This window comes from Streptomyces sp. SAJ15 (assembly GCF_007595705.1).
Classification (GTDB): Bacteria; Actinomycetota; Actinomycetes; order Streptomycetales; family Streptomycetaceae; genus Streptomyces.
This window is the reverse complement of record NZ_NISY01000009.1, coordinates 110,206-126,186: the sequence shown is the minus strand read 5'-3', so window position 1 is coordinate 126,186 and position 15,981 is coordinate 110,206. Positions and strand designations below refer to the sequence as shown.

12 protein-coding genes and 2 pseudogenes are annotated in these 15,981 nt (G+C 70.8%); 6 read left to right on the top strand and 8 right to left on the bottom strand.

Annotated elements, in window-relative coordinates; all coding sequences use genetic code 11:
* Positions 1-9: 9 nt before the first annotated feature.
* On the top strand, positions 10-2,355 hold the full coding sequence (locus CD790_RS22945) for a transketolase-like TK C-terminal-containing protein (RefSeq protein ID WP_144385204.1): 2,346 nt from the start codon (positions 10-12) through the stop codon (positions 2,353-2,355).
* 26 nt (positions 2,356-2,381) lie between these two features.
* On the opposite strand, the gene CD790_RS22940 is transcribed toward CD790_RS22945, so the two are convergent.
* The 4 genes and pseudogenes from CD790_RS22940 to CD790_RS22925 form a co-directional block, all read right to left on the bottom strand.
* Positions 2,382-3,050 carry a response regulator transcription factor gene (locus tag CD790_RS22940; RefSeq protein WP_144385280.1) on the bottom strand — a complete coding sequence of 223 codons (669 nt, stop codon included), beginning with the start codon at positions 3,048-3,050 and terminating at the stop codon, positions 2,382-2,384.
* A gap of 10 nt (positions 3,051-3,060) precedes the next feature.
* Positions 3,061-4,233: a sensor histidine kinase gene (locus tag CD790_RS22935; RefSeq protein WP_144385203.1), complete on the bottom strand. Its 1,173-nt coding sequence runs from the start codon at positions 4,231-4,233 to the stop codon at positions 3,061-3,063.
* A 5-nt stretch (positions 4,234-4,238) separates the two neighbouring features.
* Positions 4,239-6,531: pseudogene (locus CD790_RS22930) on the bottom strand (MMPL family transporter).
* Between the two features lie 111 nt (positions 6,532-6,642).
* Positions 6,643-7,581, bottom strand: coding sequence for a LysR family transcriptional regulator (locus CD790_RS22925; protein ID WP_144385202.1), 939 nt, complete (start codon positions 7,579-7,581; stop codon positions 6,643-6,645).
* Positions 7,582-7,689: 108 nt separating this feature from the next.
* Here CD790_RS22925 and CD790_RS22920 point away from each other — a divergent pair, with 108 nt between their 5' ends.
* Together CD790_RS22920 and CD790_RS22915 are read left to right on the top strand one after the other, a co-directional pair.
* The gene (locus tag CD790_RS22920) at positions 7,690-8,535 is read left to right on the top strand and encodes an oxidoreductase (RefSeq protein WP_144385201.1); all 846 of its coding nucleotides are present in this window, start codon (positions 7,690-7,692) and stop codon (positions 8,533-8,535) included.
* 110 nt (positions 8,536-8,645) lie between these two features.
* On the top strand, positions 8,646-9,095 hold the full coding sequence (locus tag CD790_RS22915; RefSeq protein ID WP_144385200.1) for a GNAT family N-acetyltransferase: 450 nt from the start codon (positions 8,646-8,648) through the stop codon (positions 9,093-9,095).
* A gap of 44 nt (positions 9,096-9,139) precedes the next feature.
* Here CD790_RS22915 and CD790_RS22910 read toward each other — a convergent pair whose 3' ends face one another.
* The 3 genes from CD790_RS22910 to CD790_RS22900 form a co-directional block, all read right to left on the bottom strand.
* Positions 9,140-10,747, bottom strand: a complete 1,608-nt coding sequence (locus tag CD790_RS22910) for an MFS transporter (RefSeq protein ID WP_144385199.1) — start codon at positions 10,745-10,747, stop codon at positions 9,140-9,142.
* A 274-nt stretch (positions 10,748-11,021) separates the two neighbouring features.
* The gene (locus tag CD790_RS22905; RefSeq protein WP_144385198.1) at positions 11,022-11,732 is read right to left on the bottom strand and encodes an N-acyl homoserine lactonase family protein; all 711 of its coding nucleotides are present in this window, start codon (positions 11,730-11,732) and stop codon (positions 11,022-11,024) included.
* Between the two features lie 94 nt (positions 11,733-11,826).
* Entirely contained in the window at positions 11,827-12,255 is a 429-nt protein-coding gene (locus CD790_RS22900; RefSeq protein WP_144385197.1) for a MarR family winged helix-turn-helix transcriptional regulator, read from the bottom strand.
* 131 nt (positions 12,256-12,386) lie between these two features.
* Between CD790_RS22900 and CD790_RS22895 the strand changes: the two genes are divergently transcribed.
* A complete protein-coding gene (locus CD790_RS22895; protein WP_144385196.1) occupies positions 12,387-13,271 on the top strand; it encodes an MBL fold metallo-hydrolase in 885 nt (294 codons plus the stop codon).
* Between the two features lie 160 nt (positions 13,272-13,431).
* Here CD790_RS22895 and CD790_RS22890 read toward each other — a convergent pair whose 3' ends face one another.
* Positions 13,432-14,265: an SDR family oxidoreductase gene (locus CD790_RS22890; protein WP_144385195.1), complete on the bottom strand. Its 834-nt coding sequence runs from the start codon at positions 14,263-14,265 to the stop codon at positions 13,432-13,434.
* Between the two features lie 114 nt (positions 14,266-14,379).
* Here CD790_RS22890 and CD790_RS22885 point away from each other — a divergent pair.
* Positions 14,380-15,348, top strand: a pseudogene (locus tag CD790_RS22885) (transcriptional regulator); the annotation flags it as partial.
* 12 nt (positions 15,349-15,360) lie between these two features.
* Positions 15,361-15,918 (top strand): telomere-protecting terminal protein Tpg, encoded by a 558-nt coding sequence (gene tpg / locus CD790_RS22880; protein ID WP_144385194.1) that lies wholly within the window; start codon positions 15,361-15,363, stop codon positions 15,916-15,918.
* The last annotated feature ends 63 nt before the right edge of the window (positions 15,919-15,981 follow it).

Genomic DNA, 15,981 nt, shown 5'->3' with positions numbered 1-15,981 from the left:
TTGGTTGTCATGGCGGACACGCTTACGTCCGCGGTTCCGGGTGCGGGGGGCGTCGCCGGTCGGAGCCGTCTGGACGCGTTGGCGTCGGTCGAACGGCGCGTGCTGTGGCTGTCGACGGCGATCATCGACCACGCCAATCGGGTGCGCCCCAACCCGGACGGGCTGAAGGTCGGCGGTCACCAGGCGTCCTCCGCGTCGATGGTCTCCATCATGACGTCGCTGTGGTTCCACGGCCTCGACGCGCGGGACCGGGTGTCGGTGAAACCGCACGCCTCGCCGGTACTGCACGCGATCAACTACCTGCTGGGCACGCTGGACGAGCGCTATCTGACGACGCTGCGGTCCTTCGGCGGCCTGCAGAGCTACCCCAGCCGCCTCAAGGACCCCGACCCGGCGGACTATTCCACCGGGTCGGTCGGCATCGGCGCCACCGCCCCGATCTGGGGAGCCATCGCCCGCCGCTATGTGGAGGGCCACTTCGGCGGCGCGGGAACCGGGCGGCAGTACTCCCTGATCGGTGACGCGGAGCTGGACGAGGGCGCCTGCTGGGAGGCGCTGCAGGACCCGGCGGTCGCGGGGCTGGGGGAGGTGGTGTGGATCGTCGACCTCAACCGGCAGTCCCTGGACCGCGTCGTTCCCGAGATCGCCGCGGGTCGACTGGAGGGGATGTTCACCGCCGCCGGCTGGCAGGTGATCACGCTCAAGTACGGACGACTGCTGCAGGAGCTGTTCGCCCGCCCGGGCGGTGCCGAACTGCGCACCCGGCTGGACACCATGGGCAACCCCGAGTACCAGCGGCTGCTGCGCTGCACGCCCGAGCAGCTGCGCGAGCGCCTGCCCGGCACCGGTACGACGGCCGAGCCCATCGCCCGGCTCCTCTCCGCACTCGACGACGCGACGCTGCACGCGGCGCTGCGCAACCTCGGCGGCCACGACCTCCAGGCCCTGCTCCAGGCGTACGACGACATCGACGACACCCGTCCCACCGTCATCTTCGCCTACACCGTGAAGGGACACGGCCTGCACAGCGAGGGCCATCCGCAGAACCACTCCTCGCTGATGTCGGCCGAGCAGATGCGGGAGCTCGCCGCCCGGCTGGGCACCGATCTCGACGCCCCGTGGACCGCCTTCCCGGCGCACAGCGCGGAGGCCGAGCTGTGCGCCCGCACCGCCGCACGACTGCGCCGCCCCGCCTTCCCGCCCCGGGAGCCGCCGGCCGTGCCCACCGACATCGGTCGCACCCCCACGGGCACCGGCAACACCCAGCAGGCGCTGGGCCGTGTCCTGCTCGACCTCACCCGCCAGGCCCCCGAGGCGGCCGGGCGCATCGTCACGGTGAGCCCGGATGTCAGCTCCTCCACCAACCTCGGCGGCTGGCTCAACAAGATCAAGGTGTGGTCCCCCACGGAGCGGCCGGACTGGTTCGCCGACGACGCCGAGACCATCCTGCACTGGCGGGAACACCCCACCGGACAGCACATAGAGCTGGGCATCGCCGAGACCAACCTCGTCGGATTGCTCGGGGAGCTGGGCACCACCTGGAGCCGTTGGGGTCAGCCACTCCTGCCCATCGGCGTCCTGTACGACCCCTTCGTCAACCGGGCCCTGGAGCCGTGGTCCTTCGGCATCTACGCCGGAGGCCAGTCGATCCTCGTCGGCACCCCCTCCGGGGTGACCCTCGCTCCCGAGGGTGGCGCGCACCAGTCCATCACCACCCCGTCGCTGGGCATCGAGCAGCCCGGGTGCGTCAGCTACGAACCCGCCTTCGTCATCGACACCGAGTGGTGCCTGCTCGCCTCCCTCGCCCAACTGGGCCGCCCCGACGGACAGTCGGCGTATCTGCGGCTGTCCACCCGCCCCGTCGACCAGCAGCTCGCCGCGGTCCCCGCCGATCCCGCGGCCCGCGAGCGTCGCCGGCGTCAGAGCGTCGCCGGCGCCTACGCCCTCCGTCGCCGCTCCCGGCCGGTGCTGACCATCGCGGCGATGGGGGCCACCGTCCCCGAGGCGCTTGCCGCGGCCGAGCGCCTCGACGCCCTCGGCCACCCGACGGACGTCGTCTGCGTCACCAGCCCGGATCTGCTCTTCCGCGCGACGCGGGCGCGACAGGGGCGTGAGGAGGGCCCGTCCTGGATCCTCGACCAGGTCTTCCCCGCCGACCGGGCCACCCCGCTGGTCACCGTCGTGGACGGCCACCCGCACACCCTGGCCTTCCTCGGCACGGTCAACAACATGCCGGTGCAGACGCTGGGTGTGTCGCGCTTCGGCCAGAGCGGCACCATCGACGACGTCTACCGCTACCACGGCATCGACGCCGACTCCATCGTCGGCGCCGCCCTGGACCTCGCCGACCTCTGACCGCACCGGCTTCCGACCGACGCCTGCTACCGCGGTGTTCCGGGCCGTGGTCGGGTGAGGAGGTTGTGGTCGAGGGCCTTGATGACGGCGTGGGTGCGGTCGTTGACATCGAGCTTGGCGTAGATGCGGAGGAGGTGGGTCTTGACGGTCGCTTCACCGATGGTGAGTCGGGTGGCGATCTGGGTGTTGGTGAGGCCGTCGGCGACCCCGTGCAGGATGTCGGTTTCGCGTGGGGTGAGCGCGGGGGGCGCGGGTTGGCGTATCCGGGCCATCAGGCGTTGGGCGACGCGGGGGGCGAGGACGGTCTCGCCGCGGGCCGCGGAGTGTACGGCGTCGGTGAGTTGTTCGCGGGTGGTGTCCTTGAGGAGGTAGCCGATGGCCCCCGCCTCCACGGCACGTTCGATTTCGACGTCGGTCTCATACGTGGTCAGGATCAGCACCCGGGTGCCGGTGTCCCCGGCGACGATCTCGGCCGTGGCGGATGTTCCGTCGAGCACGGGCATCCGCAGGTCGACGAGGGCCACGTCGGGGCGTAGCCGCTGAACGAGCTCGACCCCGGCACGGCCGTCGCCGGCCTCGCCCACGATGTCGATGCTGGGCTCCGAGGCGAGCAGGGCGATGACGCCGGCGCGCATGACGGTGTGGTCGTCGACGACGATGATGCGGACGGTGTCCCGCACGGAGTCCCGCGTCATGTCTGCCATGTCATTCCCGGCCCTTCGTGGGGAGTTGGGCGAGGAGGCGGGTGCCTTCGCCGGGGGAGCTGGTGATGGTGAGTTCGCCGTCGAGCTCGGCCATGCGCTTGCGCATGCCGTTGAGGCCGAAGCCGTGGGAGCCGTCGACGTCGAAGCCGCGCCCGTCGTCGGTGATCTCCAGTTCGATGGTGTGGGCCTCGGAGGCGAGGAAGACGCTGACGGTGGTGGCGTCGGCGTGTTTGCGTATGTTGGCCAGTGACTCCTGAAGGCAGCGCAGCAGAGCGATCCGCGTTTGTTGGTCGCAGGTGACGTCGGGGAGTTCGGCCTCGACGGTGAGTCCGGTGTCCTGGGTGAAGCGGTCCAGGGTGCGACGTAGGGTCTGGGCGATCGATCCGGGGGTGAGGCCGGTCTGCGGTGCGGCGCCGACCAGGACGCGCGCCTCGGCGAGGTTCTCCCGCGCCGTCTGTTCGATCGACACCAACTGCTGGGCGGTCCTCGCCGGGTCCTCCCGCAGGGCGGAGCGGGCCGCTTCGGCGAGGACGACGATGGAGGCGAAGCCCTGGGCCAGGGTGTCGTGGATTTCGCGGGCGAGACGTTCGCGCTCCTCGGCCGCTCCCTGACTGCGGTGTGCCTCGGCCAACCGCTGTTGGGTGTCTTCCAGCGCCGCGCCGAGGAGGTGGGCCTGTTCCTCGCCCTGCTGGGTGATGCGGTGGATGAGGAGTCCGCCGAGTACGCCGGCGGTATAGCCGAGGACGGCGAAGACGGCGTTGCCGGTGACCGCGGCGTTCTTCACGATGCTGCCGGCGGTGGTCGCCACGGCCGCGACGCCGCTGATGACGATCGCGGTGTGTGGGTGGTCGGTGTGGATCCAGAAGATCGGGAGGGAGACGATCAGCAACGCCGCACCGCCGCCCGGCAGTACGGACATCGCGCCGATCCCGAGGGCGAGGACCCACAGGTAGGCGGCGGGGGGCAGCAGCGGGTTGTGGGGGCGGGTCTCCAGGACCGCGAACCCGGTGGTGATGACGGCCACCAGGGCCAGCGACGCGTAGGTCGCCGGCCCGGTGTCGTCGAGGGTCCCCAGGACCGAGGGGGTGGGGCCGAACAGGAGCCAGCACCCGGTGTACCACCGGCGGAGTCGTCGTATCGGGAACGGGTCTTCGGCCTGCGGTGGTCGGTCCATGGAGGTCAGGTTACGTTTTCCGACGGGCGGGCCGCCGAGGTGGTGGACCGTGCGCGGGCCACGCCGCGTGAGGGCCACCAGCTGGCTTCGCCGAGGAGCAGCATGAGGGCCGGCAGGATCAGGATGCGGATGACGAAGGCGTCCAGGAGTACGGCGGCCGCGAGGCTGAAGCCGATCTGCTTCATCTCCATGATGTGGAGGGGGACGAAGCTGGCGAACACCGTGACCATCACGAACGCGGCGCTGGTGACCACACCGGCGGAGTTGCCGATGCCGTCCAGCACGGCCTGACGAGTGGGTGTGCCGCGCAGCGCGGCTTCGCGGATGCGGCTGATGACGAACACCTGGTAGTCCATGGACAGGCCGAAGAGGATCACGAAGAGGAAGAGGGGGACGCGTGACCCGATCGAGCCGGTGGAGGTGAAGTCGAGGAGCCCTTCGGCCCAGTCGCCCTGGAAGACCAGGACCAGCAGCCCCAGCGAGGCGGCCGCGGACAGCAGGTTGAGGACGACGCCGACGAGGCCGAGGACGAGGGAGCGGAACGCCCATACGGTCATCGCGAAGGTCGCCAGGAGCAGCGCGCCGATGATCAGGGGGAGCTTGTGCTTCTGGTGTTCGGGGTAGTCGGCGTAGCGGGCGACATCGCCGGTCACGGCGGACTCGACTCCCCTCAGTCCTCCGACGGTGGCCGGCAGGTAGTCGTTCCGTACCCGCTCCAGAGAGGTCAGGGCGGCCTGGGCGCTCACAGGGTGCGGGACGGAGAGTTCCAGCAGGCTGATGCGCCGGTCCGGTGAGGTACGCAGCTCAGCGGTGCCGGCGAACAGCGGATCCTTGCTCGCGCGCGCGGCCAGCGCCCGCAGCGCGGCGGTCACCTCTCGTCCCCGGGAGGGCTCGGCTCGTACGACGACCTGGTGCATCGACTTCAGTTCGGGGAAGGCGTGGTTGAGCCGGTCGTAGGTCTGCATGGCGGGGATGGTGCGGGGGTGGGTCTCGCGTCCCATGTCGGTGAGATGGAGCCCGAGCAGCGGCGTGGCGAGGGCGAGCATGGTCGTGACCGCGACGGCCAGGGTGGCGGCGGGCCGCCGGGCGGTGGAGCGCAGCAGGGCGGCGGTGAACCGCCCCGGCCCGTCCTGGGACCGCGGCGACCGCCTCCGCGGCGACCACTTCGCCGGCGACCACTTCCCCGGCGCGGCGGGGGAGACGGCCGTGGCCGGTTGGTCCGTGGACCGCGCGGCGCCGCCGCGTCGGGCGGCGCGTTCCGCCTTACGGGTCGCGCGGCGCTCGGCCCACGCGCCGAGCTTGGCGAGGAGGGCGGGCAACACGGTGAGCGAACTCACGACGGCGACCAGGGTGACCACGATGGCGCCGGTGGCGATGGACGAGAAGATGACATCGTCGGCCAGGTACAGGGTGGCGCTGGAGACGGCGACGGCGAGTCCCGACACCACCACGGCCCCCCCCCGAGGTGGCGGCGGCGATCTCCACCAGGGCGCGGGTGTCGAGTCGACCGCCGTGGCGGGCGCGCTCTTCACGTTCCCGCTTGAGGTAGAAGAGCGTGTAGTCGACGCCGACGGCCATGCCGATCAGCAGGATGATGTTGGTGCCGACGCCGGCGTCCGGGAAGGCGTGCGAGGCCACCATCGACAGCCCGATGGCCGCGGCGATCGAGGAGAGCGCCAGCAGCAGCGGCACGGCCGCCATGGCCGCGGAGCGGAAGACGAGCAACAGCGTCAGCAGGGTGACGGGCAGAGCGATGATCTCGGTGCGTGCGAGGTCCTTGCCACGCTGCTTCTCGACACCCTTGCTGATGGAGGGGGAGCCGGTCTCCTCGATCCGCAGCCGGGGGTGGGCGGCCTGGGCCTCGGCCGTCTGCGCGCGCAGCGGCTCGACATGCTTCTTGCCGTCCAACTCGGGGCCCTTCAAGGTCACATCGACCCGAAGCGCCGTGCCGTCGGCGGAGCGCACCGGCGCGGCCACCGACAGGACTTCGGGCAGGCCCCGCATGCGCTGGGACACATCGCGTGCGGCGGCCCGGGCGGCGGCCTGGTCCAGGCGCCCGGTGCCGGGCCCGGCGGTGATCAGTACCCGCTCCAGCGGCTTCTGCTCCAGACCCCCTTCGGCCGCCATGGCCTCGCCCCGACCCGCCTCGCCGATGCGGAAGTCCTCACTGCTCGTCGCGTTGACACCGATACCCATCCCGGCGCCGAGGCACAGAGCGACGAAGAGGAACCAGCCGGCGATGGCGCGCCAGGGATGCCCAGCGCTCCATCGGGCCATGCGTACAAGGAGATTGGTCATGCGTTCATGCTGGTCGGCGGGGTGCCGCGGCCGACAGCCCATTCCAGTGGAACCTGTTGTCCACCGATCGGTGGACCCGACCATGTGCCTCGACACGTGACGTATCGGGGGCTATCCGGAGGCGCCGTCCGCCGGACCGGAGGTCTCGGCGCCCACCTTCGCCGCCGCGGCCAGATAGGCCAGCACCAGGGGCCGCTCGTCGTCCCGGCGGGCGGCCACCGCCAGACGGGAGGGGGAGATGCCGCGGACCGGTACGGCGATCACGTGGTCCCGGACGAGCAGTGGAGCGTTGCCGGTGGCCAGCAGCGCCACACCCTGGCCGTTGGCGACGGCCTCATGGGTCTCTTCGGCACTGGCCACCACGCCGCCTATCCGTGGCGCGTGGCCGCCTCGGGCGTCCAGCGCCAGCCAGTAGTCCCGCAGCGGGCCGGCCTCCGGGGGAAGGGCGAGGAAGGGCTCGTCGAGGAGATCGGCGAAGTCCACCGCTCCGTCGCGATCGGCTGCCGCCCGCTCCGCAAGGGGGTGTCCCCGCGGGAGCGCCACCAGGCGTGGTTCCCGGGCTACGACGACGTACCGGTAACGCTGGCCGTCGGGGAGGGGGAGCCAGACGAAGGCGACATCGCTGGAACCGTCCGCCAGCCCGGCGCTGGGATCGGCCCAGTTGACCTGCCGTAGGACGGGGTGTGCGGCCGGGTGCTGGGAGATCAACCGGGTCCGCAGGGCGGGGAGCAGCCCGCGCCCCGGGCTGGTGGACATGCCGATCACCAGCGTGTGGCGCTCGGCGGTCCTGGCCTCCTCCACCGCCGCCGCGGCGGCCTCCCATGCGGCCAGTACTCCGCGGGCGTGTGGCAGCAGGGCTTCCCCTACCGCGGTCAGCCGCACCGCCCGCCGGTCCCGATGGAACAGCCTCGCGTCCAACTGCTTCTCCAGCATCCGTATCTGCTTGCTGAGCGCGGGCTGGGAGACGAACAGCCGCTCGGCCGCCCGCGTGAAGCTCAACTCCTCGGCGACCGCGGCGAAGTAGCGCAGATCGCGTCCATGGACATCCATAACCCATGGCTATCACAACAGGTCTTGGACCTGATCATGGATCACGGCGAAGGATGGGGGCTGTCGACGGGGAGGTCCCGGACGACGGTTGACGAGGGAGACGAAGAGATGACCGAGAACGGCAAGGTCTGGCTGGTCACCGGCGCGAGCAGCGGTTTCGGGCGCGCCATCGCCGAGGCTGCCCTCGCCGCCGGCGACACGGTGATCGGTACGGCCCGACGGCCCGAGGCGCTGGCCGACCTGGTCGCCGCGCACCCCGACCGGGTGGAGGCGATCGGCCTGGATGTCACCGACGGCGAGCGGATCGACGCGGTGACCGGTGACGTGCTGGCTCGCTACGGGAGGGTGGACGTGCTGGTGAACAACGCCGGCCGCACACAGGTCGGTGCCTTCGAGGAGACCACCGACCAGGAGCTGCGCGACCTGTTCGAGCTGCACGTTTTCGGGCCGGCACGGCTGACCAGGGCGTTGCTGCCGCAGATGCGCGAGCGGGGCGGCGGGGCGATCGTCAACATCAGCAGCTTCGGCGGACAGATGTCCTTCGCCGGCTTCTCCGCGTACAGCGCCACCAAGGCGGCACTGGAGCAACTGTCGGAGGGCCTCGCCGACGAGGTGGCCCCGTTCGGCGTCAAGGTGCTGATCGTGGAGCCCGGGGCGTTCCGCACCAACCTGTTCGGCAAGGGCGCGGCCCACTTCTCCCAGGAACACCCGGCGTACGCGGAGAACGTCGGCGCCACCCGGAAGATGGTGCAGGGCGGCGACGGCAGCCAGCCCGGAGACCCGGCGAAGGCCGCCGCGGCGATCCGGCTGGCCCTGGACGCCGAGAACACCCCGCTGCGCCTCGCCCTGGGCGGCGACGCGGTGGACTTCCTCGTCGGCCACCTGGACTCGGTGCGGGCCGAGCTCGCCGCGTGGGAGGAGGTCTCCCGGGGGACGGACTTCGACGCGCGGTGACGGTCCCGGGCGGTGCGCGACCCGTCGGTGCGGGACCCGTCGGTGCGGGCGGAATCCGTCGGGCTGGTGGTTTTACGCCGATGAAACACGTCTGACGGAAGATCCGGCGTATGAAGATCAGACAGGTCGCCTGGGAAGACGCTGATGCGATGAGGCTGCGGGCTCGGCAGCGTGCCGAGATCGCCGTCCGCTATGGCACGGAGGACAGCGAGCCCGGTGTGGCGCCGTCCGCGGCGGACGTCGCGGTGTTCCTCCTCGCTCACGACCCAGACGGTGTGGCCGTAGGTTGCGGAGGGCTGCGTGATCTCGGTGCGGGGGTGGGCGAGGTCAAGCGCATGTACGTCGAGCCGGATCGGCGTGGCTCACACGCCGCGACGCTCATTCTCCGCGCGCTGGAGGACTGGGCGCGTTCCCAGGGGTGGACCCGACTCCGGTTGGAGACGGGAGACCGCCAGCCAGATGCCGTGCGCTTCTACACCCGCTCCGGATATGAGCGGATCCCGAACTTCGGCGCGTACGCGGGGGTGGAGTCCTCTCTGTGCTTCGAGCGGCTGCTGTAGCCGACACCGCCGCGTCCGTGGTGAACAGGTCCGAAGCCGTGGTGTCACGGCATCTGGTGACCTGTGGGGTTGGGCTGCTCGCCTAGTTTTCGCCGCGGCAGGTGGCGGGTGAACGGGAATGCGGCGAGTGTGACGGCCGCGGTGACCAGGACCGCCGCTTTGAGTGCCTGGATCTGCGCGTCGGCGTATGCGTCGACGATGGCGTCGGCCTCGGACGGCGGCAGCCCGGCGCGCGTGGCGGCGGCCCGTACCTGATCGGTGCTCACGAAGCTGACCCCGGCCTGCAGGGCGATGCTGGTCTGCTCCCGCGCCGCTTCGGAGATGTCGGGGTGGCTCTCGATCCGGGTGGTGAACACGTTGACGAGGGCGCCGATCAGGAGGGCGCCGACGAGTGCGGTGCCGAGGGAGGAGCCGAGGTTCTGGGCGGTGTACTGCAGACCGCCGACTTCACTGCGACGGGCTTCCCCGACGCTCGACTGGGTCACGTTTCCCAGTTGGGAGGCGAGGAGGCCCATACCGAGTCCGAGCAGGGCCATCGACAGGGCGAAGGACAGCGTGTCGATCTGTGGCTCGACGGTGGCCAGGAGCCACAGGATCGAGGCGAGCAGCACCAGAAGCGCGAGCCGTACCACCGTACGGGGGCTGGCGACACGCCCCAGGAGGGGGCCGCTCATGGCGGACAGGAGCATGGTCACCGACACCGGCAGCAGTTGGAGGCCGGTTTCGAACGCGTTGTATCCCTGGACGATCTGAAGGTAGAGGGGGATGGTGAAGAACAGACCGAGCAGGATGAGATTCTGACACAGCAGCATGGTCAGGCCCGCGCGCAGGGGCGGGACGGCGAGCAGCGAGAACCGGATGAGGGGTTCGCGTCCCTGCTGTAGTTGGTGCCTTTCCCACTCTCGGAAGAGCCAGAGGACGACGACACCGGCGGCGATGACGAAGAGGGTGAGGCTGAACCCGAAGACGGTGACCGGAGAGTTCCGGGGCCGCAGCCACCCCCAGGAGCTGCTCTGCAGGACGCCCAGCACCACGAGCGCCAGACCAAGGGCGGACAGGAGGGCTCCGACGACGTCGAGCCGCGGCCGCGGACCGGTGCGCGGCTGGTCGGGGATCCACCCGATGCAGCACAGCATGGCCACGACCAGCACGGCCTCGCCGGCGAACACCAGTCGCCACGTCAGGTAGGTCGTCACCCAACCGCCGACCAGCGGCCCCACCGCGATGCCCGCTCCGGCCAGGCCACCGATGACCCCGTAGGCGACCGCCCGGTCCCGGCCCCGGTACGCCCCGGCCACCAGGGCGGCCAGAGCGGGCAGGACGAGCGACGCGCCGAGCCCCTCGATGACCGACCAGCCGAGGGCCAGCACCGGCAGGACCGGGGCTACCGCCGTGAGCGCGGAACCCACGCCGTACACGACCAGTCCGATGGCGAACCCGCGCCGGCGTCCCAGCATGTCGCCGAGCTTTCCACCAGTGATCATGAAGGCGGCCATGACCAGGGTGTAGAGCGTGATGACGCCCTGGATCGCGGTGACGTCCGTGTCGAAGTCCTCGACCAGCTGGCTGATCGAGACGTTCATCACCGATGTGTCCAGGACCATCAGGAACTGTGCCGTCCCCAGGACGATCAGGGCTCGCCAACGCCGCACCTCGTCACCTCCGGGCAGTTCCGCCGCGGCCGGGGAGAGGCGTGCACGGCACCTCACCCCAAGGGAGCACAGATGGCGTCCGAGGTCGGGCATTCGGCATGCCCAGCGGAGCCGCGCCACCCGGACGGGTGCGCGTCGAGTGCGGGAGGCCCGCCCCTGGAGGACCGCGGTGAGCCGGCCGAGGCGGGGTCGACCGCGCCGGCGGTCACCACCGGACGACGGGAGTCACCCGCGTGGAAGGCGACCGTCTGACCGGCGTCACAGCCGGTCGATCTCAGAAGTCGCCCTGTGAGGGTTCCCAGACCGAGCAGTCGTGGGCGAAGAGCACACGTCGCGGGTCGAAGTCGGCGAGTCGGTCCAGCCAGGGCTGACAGGGGGGAAGTGGCTGTTTCGCGCCGTGAAGGGCCGCTTGGCGCGCGAGGTGGTCTGAGGCGAACTGGGATGCGAAGTCATGCGCCTGGCCGGCGAGGATCACGGAGCCGTCGCCTTGCCGAAGGACCAGGGACTGGTGGCCCTGAGTGTGTCCCGGTGTCGGAATGATCCAGACTCCCGGCCGGATCTCGGCCTCGCCGGTGAGCTCCTCGTAGGTCGCGCCGGGAAAGTCGATCAGCTCGTCCACCGTGTAGTCGCCGCGGCGGGCCGTGGCCAGCTCCACGTCCTGGACCAGGATGGGCTTCCCGGCCAGCAGGGGATTCCCGCCGCAGTGGTCGAAGTGCAGGTGGCAGTTGACCACGAGGGAGATGTCCTCGGGGGCTGCCCCGGCTGCCGACAGAGCGTCCGGCAGTGCTCGGCGGTGGGGCCGGTAGTGGGCTTCGGTCCCGGCATCGGCGATGCCGATGCCGGTGTCGAAAAGGATCAGACCCTGGTGGTGCCGGACCAGGTAGGCCAGAGCGGGTTCCACCCGCGGTTGCGGGCCGCCCGTCTCCGATGCGGGCCGGACGAAGTACCCCAGGTCCAGTCGACGGACCGTCATGTTCTGCGCCATGCCGTCATCCTCGCCGGCGGTGACCTGCTGTCCAGCGGGTTTGCCGAGAGCGGAATCACCACCGACTGTCTCCGGTCGCCGCGCCGACGCCGGCTCACGGACCGGTGATGGCCCGCTCCAGCAGGCCGTGAAGGACGCGCTGCTCCTGGAGGGTGAGGCCGGCCAGCGGGGAGTCCACGGCGAGCAGTAGGAGGAGGCGTGCGCGCAGTGCGGTGCCCTCGGCGGTGAGGACGAGGTGCTTGGCGCGACGATCGGTGGGGTGCGGGCGGCGCTCGACCAGGCTCTGCTTCTCCAGCTTGTCGACGACGAAGGTGGTGTTGGACGGCTCGCAGCTCATGCGTTCGGCGAGCTCCCGCATGGTCACCGGACCGCTCATCTCCCGCAGTGCGGTCGCCTGGGACGCGGTGAGGCCCAGGGTGGCGGCGCGCTCTCGTACATGCTCGGCGATGCGCTGAGCCAGTCCGTTCACCAGACCGCACAGCTGTCGTTCGGCGATGGCCTGCGGCTCCGGGGGCGTCGTCATGGCTCCACCCTAGCAAGTCCGTAAAGCTAAAACATTTACAGCTTGAATGATTCGAGCTTGACTCTTATGGTGGCGTCGTCGCCGCGAGGAAACACCACGGCGATCTGACGACGACCCACAAGGGAGAAGCCATGACTGACATGACGGTGGATCAGGCCGAACGACTGCGCCGGCCGGCGAAGATCCGCTCCATACGACTGGGCGACACCAAGGTGTCGTACGTGCCGGACGGCGACGTACGGCTCCGGCCGCTGCGACTGCTCCAGGACACCACCGACGAGGTATGGGCCGCGCACCCGGAGTACCTGGACCCGACAGGCCACCTCGTGGGGAGCGTCGGCGGCCTGCTGGTGGAGCACGGCGACCGCGCCCTGCTGATCGACGCGGGCTTCGGCCCGCAGACCCTCAAGGCCCCCGACGGCCCGCTCGGCGTGATCCACGGAGGCGCGCTCCCAGACAGCCTGGCCGAACTCGGCCGTCGTCCCGAGGACATCGAAGCGGTGGCCTTCACCCACCTCCACTCCGACCACCTCGGCTGGGCCTGTCACCCCGCTCCCGGCGGTGACCAGCCCGTGTTCGCCCACGCCGACTACCTGATCTCCGAGCCGGAGTGGGACCGCCGCGACCTGCTGGAAGCCCAGGGTATGACCGAGCAGGTCGCGGCCCTCGCGCCGCGCGTACGCGCGATCTCGGACGGGCAGGAGATCTTCCCCGGCGTACGCGTGCGGATCACCCCCGGCCACACCGTCGGGCACGCCGAGTACGTCATCACCGGCGGCGGACGGCGCCTGATCGCCTTCGGGGACGCCGTACACTCGCCGATCCAGATCGACCACCCCGGCTGGTCCTCGGCCTTCGACCACGACCCCGCCCAGACCGCCGACCACCGCCGCCGCCTCGTCGCCGAGTTGGCCGAGCCCTGCACGATCGGCTTCGGCGTCCACTTCGCCGACGTGGTGTTCGGGCGCGTCGAGCAGGACGGAGACGGCCCAGCCTGGCGGCCCCTGGACGCCTGACCGGCCGACGCCGGAGGCCATCGGCTTGGGCCGCGGGGGTGGCGGGGCCGCCTTTTCAGGGCCGCGAGGGCGGTTCCGTGGCCTGTCGGTGTGCCCGGCTACCCCGGATGCCCTCGCATCGCTCCCTCACCGGGGGGAGGCCCCGACCTGGGCAAGGAGGTCAACGGAAGGCGGCGACGTTCTCCGAAGCCCACTGCCGGAAGGGCCGGGCCGGGGCGCCGGTGACACGGGCAACCGTGTCGCGCACCATCAGCAGCTCGTCGTTGACGTCGCCACCCGTGACGTCGAGCACGGCGTCCGCTGCCTCGGCTCCGAAGACCGCGACCATCCCGGCGTGGGCCTGCTCCCGGCTGATCTCGAAGAAGTCCAGGTCACGCCCCAGCGCGCCCGCGATCGCCGCGACCTGCTGCCGGGGGGTCACGCGCTCGGGGCCGGTGAGCGCATGGGTTCGTCCCCGGTGGCCGGGATCGGTCAGGGCCGCCCGTGCCACCGCGGCGATGTCCGCGGGGTGGATCGTGGGCAGGGCGACCTCCGCGTACGGCGCGTGGATGGCCTCTCCCTCACGGATGGCCGCCGCCCACATCAACGTGTTCGACGCGAACTGTGTCGGTCGCAGGACCGTCCACGCCATCCCGCTTCCCTTGAGCAGCCGTTCGACCTCCAGATTCCTTCGAGCCGGGCCCAGGTGCGGATGCGTCTGCACGGTGATCGATGACAACAGCACCACATGCTCGACGCCAGCATCCCGGGCGGCCTGGAGGATCTCGGCATCCGGACCCAGATGAGGCACGAGGAACAGCGAGCGCACCCCCTCGAACGCGGGCTTCCACGACACCGGGTCCGCCAAGTCCCCCTTCACCGCCTCAACCCCTTCCGGGAACCGGGCCCGGGTGACATCGCGCGTGAGCGCCCGCAGCGGCCCGACGCCGGAGGCGCGCAACTCGTCGAGCAACACACCACCCACATTGCCCGTCGCCCCGGTCACCAGAATCATGAGCGTTCCCCTCTCCTCGCCCGTTGATCATCTGAGCGACACGCTAGAAGCTCAACTGCACTTCAAGTCAAGGCATCCCGTCGAGCGCCACCTCGTCGCGCAGACGTCGACGCGGAGGAGTGCATGCGGCGCTACCTGGTCGGCATCGACGTCAACCTCGCCTTCGGCGCGGCCGCGAACGGCGCGGTCGTCGGCCTGTCGACGCCGCCCGAGCACATCACCAACCCGGTCTTCGACCCGGCGCTGCCCGGCGCCTGGCTGGTCGACCTCTCCCACGTCGACCTCTCCCGCGTCCTGGTCGGCAAGCAGTGGCGCCGACTCCACGGCGACCTGCTGCCCAGCCCCTTCACACCGACCGGCGAGCGCCCGACCGGCCCCGCCTGGTACGCCACACCCACGGTCGCCTACGCGGTGGAGCTCGGCTACGACGTCGCCCCGCTCGAAGCCTGGCTGCGCCGGGAGAAGGGCAAGTTCCTCGACGGCTGGTACAAGCGACTGCGCGACGCGTACGTCCACACCATGGGCGACCTCGACGTCGGCGAGAAGCTGCCTCCGGCGGAGTTCCTGGCGGCGATGGACGGCTACAAGCAGCGTGACCCCGAGCTGGCGATCGTCCTGAACGCCATCAAGATGACCACCAAGGGCGGCATCGGCAAGCTGCGGGAGAAGGCCCGCGGTGGCGGCTGGCGTCCGGGGCAGGCGTGGCCGGCCCTCGCCCGGCCGACCTGGCGTCCCGACATCCGGGCGGTCGTCATCTCCCGCGCCCGGATCAACATGCACCGCAAGATGCTCAACCTCGCCGCGGCCACCGGCCGGTACCCGGTCGCGATCCTGTCGGACTGCGCCGTGTACGCCGCCGACGGTCCCAGCCCACTGGACGTCCTGCCGTACGGCGCCGACGGCAAGACCGTCCCGGGCTCCTTCCGACTCGGCGTGTCGCCCGGGATGGTCAAGCACGAGGGCACCCAGACCGTGCTGTGGGGCGCGGAGGTGCACGAGCAGCTGAACAGCGACGGCAAGGTCGCCAACCTCGCCCGCTACATCAAAACGGGCGAGATCACCGCCAAGGACAACGGAGAGTAGGAGACGAGATCGATGGCCACCGTCGGGGAAGGGCTCGACAAGGCGGTCCAGGGGGCGTTCACGCGCCCGATCCCGAAGTCCGCCGGCGCCCAGATGCGGTACCTGGTCAAGCAGCACAAGGGCAGCACCAAGCAGGTCGCCCGGCTGCTCGACATCACCCAGCGCACCGTCGAACGGTATGTGAAGGACCAGATCAAGAAGCCCCGGCCGCACCTCGCCGCCCGCATGGAGCGGGAAGTCCGCCGCCGGTGGCAGCCGCAGGTCCGGGCCAGGGCCAAGCAGGTCGCGGCCACGACCGGCGGCATCATGATCGACACCCGCGCCCGCTTCGGCTTCACCGCCGCCCCCGGCAGCACCGACGACGCCCGGTTGCGCCACCTCACCCTGGCCCTGCCGCCACGCCACGCCGCCCGCCTCTTCGACGCCCAGGAGGCCGGCGCCACAGAGCGGCATCTGCAACAGATCGCCGCGGAGGCCCTGGGCGAGGTCTACTTCCGCGACAACGGCCGCCGCGCCCAAGGTCTGGAGGTCGAGCTCACCGACCTCGAGCACATCGAGTTCGACCTGTAGGCGGGGTTCACCCGACGCGGCCTCGGACCACCGGTGACTGAGGGCTTCACTGGCGGATGATGA